Source organism: Streptomyces sp. NPDC040545 (genome assembly GCF_055595065.1).
This window is the reverse complement of record NZ_JBVIWA010000045.1, coordinates 1-10,140: the sequence shown is the minus strand read 5'-3', so window position 1 is coordinate 10,140 and position 10,140 is coordinate 1. Positions and strand designations below refer to the sequence as shown.

The 10,140-nt window shown below is 70.6% G+C and carries 8 protein-coding genes; 7 read left to right on the top strand and 1 reads right to left on the bottom strand.

Annotated elements, in window-relative coordinates; translation table 11 throughout:
• The first annotated feature begins 249 nt into the window (after positions 1-249).
• The 7 genes from ACZ573_RS38120 to ACZ573_RS38090 all read left to right on the top strand — a co-directional run bounded on the left by ACZ573_RS38120 (position 250) and on the right by ACZ573_RS38090 (position 8,914).
• On the top strand, positions 250-1,035 hold the full coding sequence (locus ACZ573_RS38120; RefSeq protein ID WP_471313473.1) for an SDR family NAD(P)-dependent oxidoreductase: 786 nt from the start codon (positions 250-252) through the stop codon (positions 1,033-1,035).
• Positions 1,036-1,043: 8 nt separating this feature from the next.
• Positions 1,044-2,321, top strand: coding sequence for an MFS transporter (locus tag ACZ573_RS38115; protein WP_471313471.1), 1,278 nt, complete (start codon positions 1,044-1,046; stop codon positions 2,319-2,321).
• A 6-nt stretch (positions 2,322-2,327) separates the two neighbouring features.
• Positions 2,328-4,016: an FAD-binding oxidoreductase gene (locus ACZ573_RS38110; protein ID WP_471313469.1), complete on the top strand. Its 1,689-nt coding sequence runs from the start codon at positions 2,328-2,330 to the stop codon at positions 4,014-4,016.
• 289 nt (positions 4,017-4,305) lie between these two features.
• The gene (gene wecB, locus ACZ573_RS38105; protein ID WP_471313467.1) at positions 4,306-5,502 is read left to right on the top strand and encodes a non-hydrolyzing UDP-N-acetylglucosamine 2-epimerase; all 1,197 of its coding nucleotides are present in this window, start codon (positions 4,306-4,308) and stop codon (positions 5,500-5,502) included.
• Between the two features lie 24 nt (positions 5,503-5,526).
• Complete coding sequence (locus ACZ573_RS38100) at positions 5,527-6,309, top strand: hypothetical protein (protein WP_471313465.1); 783 nt, start codon at positions 5,527-5,529, stop codon at positions 6,307-6,309.
• Entirely contained in the window at positions 6,306-7,559 is a 1,254-nt protein-coding gene (locus tag ACZ573_RS38095; protein ID WP_471313463.1) for an FG-GAP repeat domain-containing protein, read from the top strand. The genes ACZ573_RS38100 and ACZ573_RS38095 overlap by 4 nt, the downstream gene beginning before the upstream one ends.
• Positions 7,560-7,681: 122 nt before the next feature.
• Positions 7,682-8,914, top strand: a complete 1,233-nt coding sequence (locus ACZ573_RS38090; protein WP_471313460.1) for an acyltransferase family protein — start codon at positions 7,682-7,684, stop codon at positions 8,912-8,914.
• Positions 8,915-8,923: 9 nt separating this feature from the next.
• Here ACZ573_RS38090 and ACZ573_RS38085 read toward each other — a convergent pair whose 3' ends face one another.
• A complete protein-coding gene (locus tag ACZ573_RS38085) occupies positions 8,924-9,838 on the bottom strand; it encodes a helix-turn-helix domain-containing protein (protein WP_471313457.1) in 915 nt (304 codons plus the stop codon).
• Positions 9,839-10,140 lie beyond the last annotated feature (302 nt).

Sequence of the window (10,140 nt, the reverse complement as noted above, 5' to 3'; positions counted from 1 at the left end):
GCGGCCAATACCGATATCCATGCGGGGATCACGACCGCGGTCATCGTGAACACCGCCATCGTCCTCGTCGGCACCCTCACCACCGTCCTCTTCCTCCGGAACAAGGCCGCGAAGGACCTCGCCGCCGCCGGCTGAGCCCCCTGACCGGCCCTTCCCCCAGAGGCGTCCCGGCACGGTCCTCTTCCCCCCCGACCGTGCCGGGACGCCCCAAGGTCCCACCCCCCAGGTCTCCTCTTCTCAAGGAACGTGATGGACCTCCGTATCGAAGACCGTGTGTACCTCGTGACCGGTGCGTCGTCCGGAATCGGCGAGGCAACCGTCCGCCTCCTGGCCGCCGAAGGCGCCACCGTCGTCGGCGTCGCCCGCAAGCCCTGGAGCACCGAAGCCCTCGGCGACCGCGTCAGCACCGTCGCCGCCGACCTCACCGACCCCGACGCCGCCCGCCACGTGGCCGACACGGTCATCGAACGCCACGGCCGGATCGACGGCCTCGTCAACAACGTCGGCGCGCTGGAGTCCCGTACCGGCTTCCTCGACGTGACCGACGAGCAGTGGAAGAGCACCTTCGAGGTCAACTTCCATTCCGCGGTCCGCATGACCCGCGCGGCCCTCCCCGCGCTCCTGGACACCGGAGCGGGCGCCGTCGTACACATTGCGAGCGAGGCCGCCCGCTTCCCCGACCCGGGCATCGTCGACTACGCCGCCACCAAGACGGCGCTGCTCTCCCTCTCCAAGTCCCTCGCAGCGGAGTTCGGCGTCCGCGGCGTGCGCTCCAACGTGGTCTCGCCGGGGCCCACCCGGACCGCGCTCTTCGACGCTCCCGGCGGGTTCGCCGAGCAGCTCGGCGAGCGGTTCGGCCTCCCGGCCGACGAGGCCGTCGACCACTTCATCCGCGAGGTGCGCCGACTCCCCAGCGGCCGCATCGGCAGCCCCGACGATGTCGCCGGCGTTGTCGCGTACCTGCTCTCACCCCTCGCGGGACAGGTCACCGGCGCCGAGTGGAGCGTCGACGGCGGCGCCCTGCGACAGGTCTGACCGGGCCGATGCGCGCTTCCCTCCTCGCCCTCGCCATAGGTGCCTTCGGCATCGGGACGACCGAGTTCGTCATCGTCGGTCTGCTCCCGGAAGTCGCCGACGACCTGTCCGTCTCCATCCCCTCCGCCGGCATGCTGGTCACCGGCTACGCCCTCGGCGTGGTCGTCGGCGCACCGTTGATGACCGCGGCCGGTGCCCGGCTGCCGCGCAAGACCATGCTCGTCGTCCTCATGGCGATCTTCATCGCCGGCAACCTGCTCTGTGCCCTGGCCGGCGACTACACCGCCCTCATGGGCGGGCGGCTGATCGCCGCCCTCACGCACGGCGCGTTCTTCGGGATCGGCTCCGTCGTCGCCGCAGACCTGGTGGCCCCCGACCGGCGGGCCAGCGCCATCGCCCTGATGTTCACCGGCCTCACCCTGGCCAATGTGCTCGGCGTACCGCTGGGCACCTTCCTGGGCCAGGAGTTCGGCTGGCGTTCGACCTTCTGGGCGGTCACCGGCATCGGGGTCGTCGGACTGCTCGGGCTGATCGCCCTGGTGCCGGCGCAGCCCGCGCCGGAACGCGGAGCCCTGCGCGGTGAACTCGCCGTCTTCCGCAAGCCCCAGGTGTGGCTGGCGCTGACGACCACGGTCCTCGGTTTCGGCGGGGTCTTCGCCTCCTTCACCTACCTCGCGCCGATGATGACGGACCTGGCCGGCTTCTCCGACGGCGCGGTCGCCTGGCTTCTCGTCCTCTTCGGCATCGGGCTGTGCGTGGGCAACGTACTCGGCGGCCGGGCCGCCGACCGGGCCCTGATGCCCAGCCTGTACCTGATCCTCGGCGGTCTCTGCCTGGTACTGGTGATCTTCACCTTCACCTCGCACGCCGCCGTGCCCGCCGCGATCACCCTGGCCGCCTTCGGGGCGATCGGATTCGCGACGGTGCCGCCGCTGCAGGCACGTGTGATGCAGCAGGCCGCCGGGGCCCCGGCCCTCGCCTCCGCGGCGAACATCGCGGCCTTCAACCTCGGCAACGCCCTCGGGGCCTGGCTCGGCGGCCTCGCCGTGGCCCACGGCCTCGGGTGGACCTCGCCGACCTGGATCGGTGCCGGACTGGCCGCGGCCGGTCTGGGCACCGCAGCCCTCTCCGGCCGACTGGACCGCCGCAGCCACGGCAGCGGCGAGAGCCGGGGAAGCGGCGGGCCGCACCCGCAGCCCGGCGCAGAGCTCCCCACCGCACCACTCACGAACGCACCAGGTGCCGGGTACGGCACCCACTCCATCGTCGAACAGAAGTCGAGGTAGACGCACATGAACGGTGTCGATCGCCGGACCATGCTCGCCCGCAGCGCGGCCGTCGTCGGAGGCGCGGCGGTGGCCGGCGCCCTGTCCGGCCCCGTGGCGGCAGCCGCCCCGAGCGCCTCCGGCGAAGCGGCCCGCGCCGCGGCCGCCGGGACCGGATCCGTCGTCAGGCCGGGGGATCCGCGCTACGAAATGCTCACCACCGGCAACAACCAGCGCTTCGTGGCCCGCCCGGACTACATCAAGATGGTCCGTTCGACCGCGGACGCCGAACGCGCGCTGAGAGACGCCGTACGGGCGGGCAAGCGGGTGTCGGTGCGCAGCGGCGGCCACTGCTTCGCCGACTTCGCCGCCCACTCCGGCACCCAGGTCATCATCGACTTCTCGGAGATGACGCACGTCGGCTACGACCCGAAGTTCCGCGCGTTCATCGTCGAGGCGGGCGCCCGCCTGATCAACGTGTACGAGGCCCTCTACAAGGGCTGGGGCGTCACCATCCCCGGCGGCATCTGCTACAGCGTCGGAGCCGGCGGGCACATAGCCGGCGGCGGCTACGGACTGCTCTCCCGGGCCCACGGCCTCGTCGTCGACCACCTCTACGCCGTGGAGGTCGTGGTGACGGACGGGAAGGGCGGCGTACGCACCGTCGTGGCCACCCGGGAGGAGAACGACCCGAACCGGGAGCTGTGGTGGGCGCACACCGGCGGGGGCGGCGGCAACTTCGGCCTGGTGACCCGCTACTGGTTCCGCTCGCCGGGCGCGACGGGCTCCGAACCTTCCGAACAGCTGATCTCCCCGCCGTCGACGGTCCTGGTGAGCGCCGTCGACTTTCCCTGGGAGCAGTTGACGGAGGCGAAGTTCACCCGGCTGCTGAAGAACTTCGGTGCCTGGCACGCAGCCAACAGCGCACCCGACTCCCCGTACCGCAATCTCTCCAGCCTGTTCAACGTCAGCTCCAAGGCACACGGCAGCCTGGGCATGTTCACCCAGGTCGATGCGACGGTGCCGAACGCGAGAAAACTGCTCGACGACTACCTGGCGGCCATCACGGCCGGTACGGGAGTCACCCCCAAGGCACTCACCCGTCCTACCGGTGAGCTGCCCGCCATGCCACAGTTCGCGGAGCCCAGGACCCTGCCCTGGCTCCAGGCGACCAGACTGGTCGGCACCAACAACCCGGTCATCACCAACCCCACCTCACGCGGCGCCCACAAGTCCGCGTACATGCGGAAGAACTTCACCGACCATCAGATCTCCGCGCTCTACCGGTACATGAGCCGGCCGGACTTCAAGAACCCGGACACCATGCTGGTGCTCTTCTCCTTCGGCGGGCAGGTCAACGCGGCCGCGCCCGACGCCACGGCCAACGCGCAGCGCTCGTCCATCTTCAAGATGTGCTTCCAGACCTTCTGGCAGGACGAGGGCGAGGACGCGTACTACCTGGGCTGGCTGCGCGACCTGTACGAGGACTTCTTCTCGGCGACCGGTGGCGTACCGCTGATCGACGACAGCACCGACGGCTGCTACATCAACTACCCCGACCGTGACATCACCGACCCCCGTCGCAACAGGTCCGGTGTGCCCTGGCAGACGCTCTACTACAAGGGAAACTACCCGCGCCTGCAGCAGGTGAAGAGGAAGTACGACCCCTCCGACTTCTTCCGCCACTCCATGTCGATCAAGCCTGCCCGAGGCTGACACCGTCCACCCGTAACCCCTGGTCACAAGCCCCGTACTCCGGCCCCCGGAGTGCGGGGCTTCTGTCGTTCCCGGCCAACCGTTCGAGTGGCCGCGGGCGTTCGTTGACTGTCCGGCCGGCTCCGGGAAAGCTGTGTCTTGGCCGGAAGAGGGCAGCTGAAAAGCCCCTCGCAGTGAGATCCGATCCCCTGGCCACCACCTCTCGACAGGCCCGCGGCACTCGCCGTGCCGCGCCCTCGCACGCCCCGCCACGGCTCGATTCCCAACGCGTCAGAAAGTAGAGGAAGCCATGCGTTCCGTCGCCGTAGTCCTCGGCACCCGGCCGGAAGCCATCAAGTTCGCGCCCGTCATCCGCGCCCTCCAGGACGACCCGCGCTTCGAGCCCGTCGTGATCTCCACCGGGCAGCACCGCCAGATGCTGGACGAGACCCTCGACGCCTTCGGCCTCACCGCCGACGTCGACCTGAAAGTGATGGCCCCCAAGCAGACCCTCTCCCAGGTCACCTACCGCTCGCTGCGCGGCCTGGAGGACTACTTCGCCACCGCGCCCGCCGACGCGGTCCTGGTCCACGGCGACACCGCCACCACCCTCACCGGAGCCCTGGCCGGATTCCACCAGCGGATCCCCGTCGTCCACGTCGAGGCCGGACTGCGCAGCGGCCGGCTCGGCTCGCCCTTCCCCGAGGAGGGCAACAGACGGCTCGTCGCCCAGGTCGCCGCCCTCCACCTGGCCCCCACCCCCGGCAACCTGGCGAACCTGCTGCGCGAGGGCATCGCCGCCGACACGATCACCGTCACCGGCAACACCGTCATCGACGCCCTGCGCTGGGCCAGCGGCCGCGCCGAAAGCTACGACGACCCGGCTCTGGCCGACCTCGACCGTGACCCGCGCCGGGTCGTCCTGGCCTCCGCGCACCGCCGCGAGGCATGGCCGCACCTGCCGCAGATCGGCCGGGCCCTGGCCCGGATCGCCGACGAGCCCGGGGTGCGCGTCGTCGTCCCGCTGCACCGCAACCCCGTCGTCCGCGAGGCACTCCTCCCGCACATCGGCAGCCACCCGAGCATCACCGTCGTCGACCCGCTGCCCTACCTCAGCTTCTGCAAGCTCATGGCCCGCGCCGACATCATCGTCTCGGACAGCAGCGGCAGCCAGGAGGAAGGCCCCGCCCTCGGCAAGCCCACCCTGGTCCTCGGCGACGTCACCGAGCGGTCCGAGGCCATCGTCGCCGGCACCGCCTGCCTGGTCGGAACGGCCACCGAGGGCATCGTCACCCGCACCCTGGCCCTCCTGCGCGACCGCGCCGAGTACGACCGGATGGCCACCGCCGCCAACCCGTACGGCGACGGACAGGCCACCACCCGCACGGTCGCCGCCCTCGCCCACTTCTTCGGCCTGGGCCCCGCGCCCGAGCCCTTCGTCCCCGACAGCGCCGTCGACGAGCTCAGCGTCGAGCTCGCCCGAACGGCCGACTTCGCCCGCACCTGAACCCCGCAGAGAGGAAGCCACCGCATGAGCGCCACCCCGTCCGCCGTCGAACGCCCGCTGAACTTCAGCACCCCGTACCTGAGGGCCGCGCTCGTCCGCGACGCCGTGGACTACACCGTCGAAGGCCGCACCATCGTCGTCAACCCCGGCGTGACGCCCGTGACCATCGCGGAGGAACCGCGCAAGACCATCCCCCCGCTCTCCTCGACCGTCCTCGCCGACACCCGCATCGAGAAGGCCGACGCGCTCCTCCTCCTGCGCACCGCCCCCGACGGCACCGACATCACCGGCATCACCGAGCAGCCCGGCTGGTCCCACCTCGCCGACCTCCTCGCCCCCGGCGAGTTCCCCCGCGAGACCGCCCTCCACCGCAGCCCCCAGGACGACATCAACACCGTCCTCTTCGACCCGGCCCACGTACTCGGCGAGCGTGAGAGTGCCCTGGACCTGCGCGAGTTCAACGTCCGCGCCAACCTCTGGTTCTCACCCGCCGGCACCGACTGCGCCGTCCACAACCAGCACGACTTCATCGAGGTCCACACCCAGGTCCACGGCCTGGGCCGGATGCAGCGCTTCCGGGACAGCGACCACGCCTCGCTCTACCAGGACGTCCTGATGAGCCCCGGCTACACCACCCCGGACCCGTTCTGCGCCACCGGCCCCCAGTGCACCTACCACTACCCCTGGCACCAGTACCGGGCCGACACCGACTGCATCTGGCTCGCCATCGAATACCACCCCGTACCCCGCGCACTGCGCACCCTGCGCCCCGCGACCGCCCTCACCTCCCTGGAGAACCCCTCATGACCGCCACCGGCACCGGCAAGAACAACGAGACCGTCCTGCGCGCCCCGAAGTTCACCGCCGAAGTCGTCGCCGACCAGCTCCGCGACGGCTACTGGCTGGAGGCGCCCGACATCGACGGCGACGGCAAGCCCGACCTGTTCGGCTACGGGCTGCGGCTCGGCGAGATCTACTGGTACGCCAACGACGGCGACTGGACCCGCCGGCTGATAGCCGACCGCATCAAGATGCCCGTCGGCGCCGACTTCGCCGACGTCAGCGGCAACGGCCACCCCGACGTCATCGTCTGCTACGACCTCTACGGCCCGATCGGCACGATCCACGACGCCAACACCGAAGGCGGCAAGATCGACTGGCTGGAGAACCCGGGCACCCCCGACAAGGACGAGTCCCGCTGGAAGCGCCACTACGTCGGCCGCGCCACCGGTATGCACCGCCTGCGCGCCGGCCACTTCACCCGCACCGACCGGCTCCAGATCATCGGCCTGCCGATCGTCGCCAAGGAGGACGTCCACGCCGTACTGCCCGTCGTGCTGTTCACCCAGCCCGACGACGTGCACACGGCGGAGGAGTGGCCGATGACCGTCATCGACGACAGCCACTTCCGGATGATCCACGGCGCCGAGAAGAAGCAGGGCCTGATCCCCGGCTCCGACCTCGAATCCGTGCTGCTCGCCTCCGACGAGGGCGTCACCTGGCTCTACTACGACGAGGCCCGTCAGGAGTGGATCCGCGAGCTCATCGGCACCGGCGAGCTCACCCAGTTCGAGCAGACCGGCTTCCGCGGCAGCGGCGACCTCAACGCCGGCCGGCTCGGCGACGACCCGATGGCCTACGTCGCCGCCATCGAGCCCTTCCACGGCAACACGGTGGCCGTCTACACGAAGGACGAGGGCGGCGAGGGCTGGAACCGCGTCCTGCTCGACGTGTACGGCGACCCCAACGAGAACGGCGAGGGCCCCGGCCACCAGATCGTCTGCGCCGACTTCGACGGGGACGGCGACGAGGAGTTCCTCGTGGCCCTGCGCGGACCGTGGCCCTGGCAGGGCGTCATGTACTACAAGGCGATCGACGCGGCCAACGGCGTGTGGGCCAAGTGGCGGGTCTCCGAAGAGTCCGTCGCCCGCATCGCCACGGCCGACTTCAACGGGGACGGCCGCCTCGACTTCGCGACCATCGCCTACTCGGTCCAGAACTACTACGTGGCCAAGGACGCCAAGCTCATGGTCTACCGCAACGAGATCGACCAGTAGGCCCCTTCCGCCGCTCCCGGCAGTCCCACAAGCCCCTTCGCGCCACCGGGACCGCGCACCGCATGGCGGAGCACGGTCCCGGGCCGTCCCCGACGAACCCACTCCCGAAAGAGCGATTCCCTGTGGCCTCCACGACGTCCCCCGACGCCGCGAAGCGGGCGAAGCTGCCCTCACTGACCGGCCTGCGGTTCTTCGCCGCACTCTCCGTCTTCTTCTTCCACTCGTCCCTGACCGACTCCCCGATCCCGCCGAACGCGCCCATCAACCCCTTCGCGGACGCCTCGATCGCCGACGGGTTCTCCACCGCCTTCGGCAAGGCCGGCTACCTGGGAGTCTCCTTCTTCTTCGTCCTCTCGGGCTTCGTCCTCGCCTGGGCGGCCAAGCCCGGCGAGCGCGTCACCGCCTTCCTCCGCCGCCGGCTGCTGAAGATCTTCCCCAACCACCTCGTCGTCTTCGCCGCCGCGATGATCCTCTTCGCCGGCTCGGCCGTCACCGGCGTCGCCGACTGGCTCCCGAACCTCTTCCTCATCCACACCTGGTGGCCGCAGCCCACCGTCAACCTCAGCGTCAACCCGCCCAGCTGGTCCCTCGGCAGCGAGCTGCTCTTCTATATGCTCTTCCCGGCGCTCATCGTCCCGATCCGCAGGCTCCGCGGCCGGACCGCCCTCTGGGGCTGGAGCGCCGCGATGATCGCCGGGATGGTCGCCCTCCAGCTGATCGCCACCTACTTCGTCCCCGACACCCCGAAGTCCACCATCACGCCGATCTCCGGGATGCAGTTCTGGTTCGGCTACCTGCTCCCGGCCGGCCGCCTCTTCGAGTTCGTCCTCGGCATCCTGCTCGCCCGGATCGTCCTCGCGGGACTGTGGCCGCGCCGTATCGGCTTCGGCGTCTCCCTCGTGCTCACGGTCCTCGGCTACGCCGCCGCGCTCGTCGCCCCGTTCCAGTACGGATTCGTCGTCGCGACGATCATCCCGGTCGCCGCGCTCATCGGGGCCACCGCACAGGCCGACGTCGACGGCCGGGCCACCTTCCTGCGCAGCCGGCCCATGGTGTGGCTGGGCGAGGTGTCCTTCGGCTTCTACCTCGTCCAGGGCGTCACGATCTTCTACCTGCGCTCGCTGCTCGGCGAGCACACCTACAGCGTTCCGGTCGCCCTGCTCGTGATCGCCGGCTTCTTCGCCGCCTCGCTGCTCGGCGGCTGGCTCCTGTTCCGCTTTGTCGAGATGCCCGCCATGCGCCGCTTCGGCCGCGCCAGGCCCCGTACGCCGTCCGTTCCGGCACCCGCCCCGGCCCGGGAGCCTTCCGGTGATTCCGGGGACCGGACCCCGGTCACCGCGGCCGCCCGGGACTGACCCGCCGCCCTACCGCTCCCCGCCCGCGTCGGCATCCGCCGACGCGGGTTTCGGCCTGTCGTGCCCCGCCGCAGGACCGGCGGTCAGGCTGGAGAGCATGCGCAGGGCGGCGTCGGAGGGGGAGGACGCTGGGGCGCTGTAGAGCAGCATCCGGTGGTTGGTGCCGTCGGTGAGGTGCAGGTTCTCGAAATCGAGGGTCAGCGGGCCCACGACCGGGTGGTGCAGGGTCTTGGTGCCGACCGTGCAGTCCCGTACGGGGTGCTTCGACCACAGCGAGGCGAAGTCGGGGCTCTGCAGCATGAGCGACCCGATGAGCTCGGCGAGCGCGCGGTCCTCCGGATTGCGCCCGGCGACCAGGCGCAGGGCCGCCAGGGCGACCCGGGCCTCGCCCTTCCAATCCGTGTAGAGCTCCCGGGTGTGCGGGTCCAGGAACAGCATCCGCGTGAGGTTCGGGCGTACGGCCGGGTCGTCGGGGCTCGCGATGTCGACGTGCCCCGCGAGCAGGGCGTGTCCCAGCGGATTCCAGGCGAGCACGTTGTTGCGGCCGTCCAGGACGACCGCCGGGACCTCAGGCATCGCGGTGATCAGGCGGCGCGTGGTGTCACGGACGTACTCGGGGCGCGGCGACGGGGTCCGCTTGGCGCGCGGCGGCCGGGCGAGATTCAGCAGATGCGCGTGCTCGTCCGGGCTCAGGCGCAGGGCGCGGGCCAGGGCGTCGAGGACGCTGTCCGAGGCGTTCGTGCTCTGCCCCTGCTCCAGGTGCGTGTAGTAGGTGATGCTCACGCCGGCCAGGAGGGCGAGCTCCTCACGCCGCAGCCCGGGCACGCGCCGGCGGGTGCCGTGGGAGGGGAGCCCGACGTCCTCGGGCTGGAGCTGGGCGCGACGAGTGCGGAGGAACTCGCCCAGGGCAGTCGGTGTGTCCATGCGTTCCAGTGTGCCGGGGGAGGGCGCCGAGCGCTGCCCGTGAAGGTGGCCCTGGGAGTGCTAGCTTGCCCGGCGCCAGCACAACCAGGGGGCTGGGTAACCCTCTCCGACCGGTCCAGAGTCGATGACGCAACAGCTCGTTGCGTGATCGAGAGGAAGTGTTTCGCGATGTCGGTCGTCGAGGGTGCGCGGGTCGATACGGGAACTGAGGGGCCCGTTCGTCTGGATGGGCGTTTGCGGTTGGTGCTGGTGGTGCTGCTGGTGGCGCAGTTCATGCTGGCGGTTGATTTCTCGATTCTGAA

Excerpts from the sequence above, each read along its gene's own strand:
- ACZ573_RS38120 (WP_471313473.1), top strand. The coding sequence starts at position 250 with ATGGACCTCCGTATCGAAGACCGTGTGTACCTCGTGACCGGTGCGTCG.
- ACZ573_RS38115 (WP_471313471.1), top strand. The coding sequence starts at position 1,044 with ATGCGCGCTTCCCTCCTCGCCCTCGCCATAGGTGCCTTCGGCATCGGG.
- ACZ573_RS38110 (WP_471313469.1), top strand. The coding sequence starts at position 2,328 with ATGAACGGTGTCGATCGCCGGACCATGCTCGCCCGCAGCGCGGCCGTC.
- wecB (WP_471313467.1), top strand. The coding sequence starts at position 4,306 with ATGCGTTCCGTCGCCGTAGTCCTCGGCACCCGGCCGGAAGCCATCAAG.
- ACZ573_RS38100 (WP_471313465.1), top strand. The coding sequence starts at position 5,527 with ATGAGCGCCACCCCGTCCGCCGTCGAACGCCCGCTGAACTTCAGCACC.
- ACZ573_RS38095 (WP_471313463.1), top strand. The coding sequence starts at position 6,306 with ATGACCGCCACCGGCACCGGCAAGAACAACGAGACCGTCCTGCGCGCC.
- ACZ573_RS38085 (WP_471313457.1), bottom strand. The coding sequence starts at position 9,838 with ATGGACACACCGACTGCCCTGGGCGAGTTCCTCCGCACTCGTCGCGCC.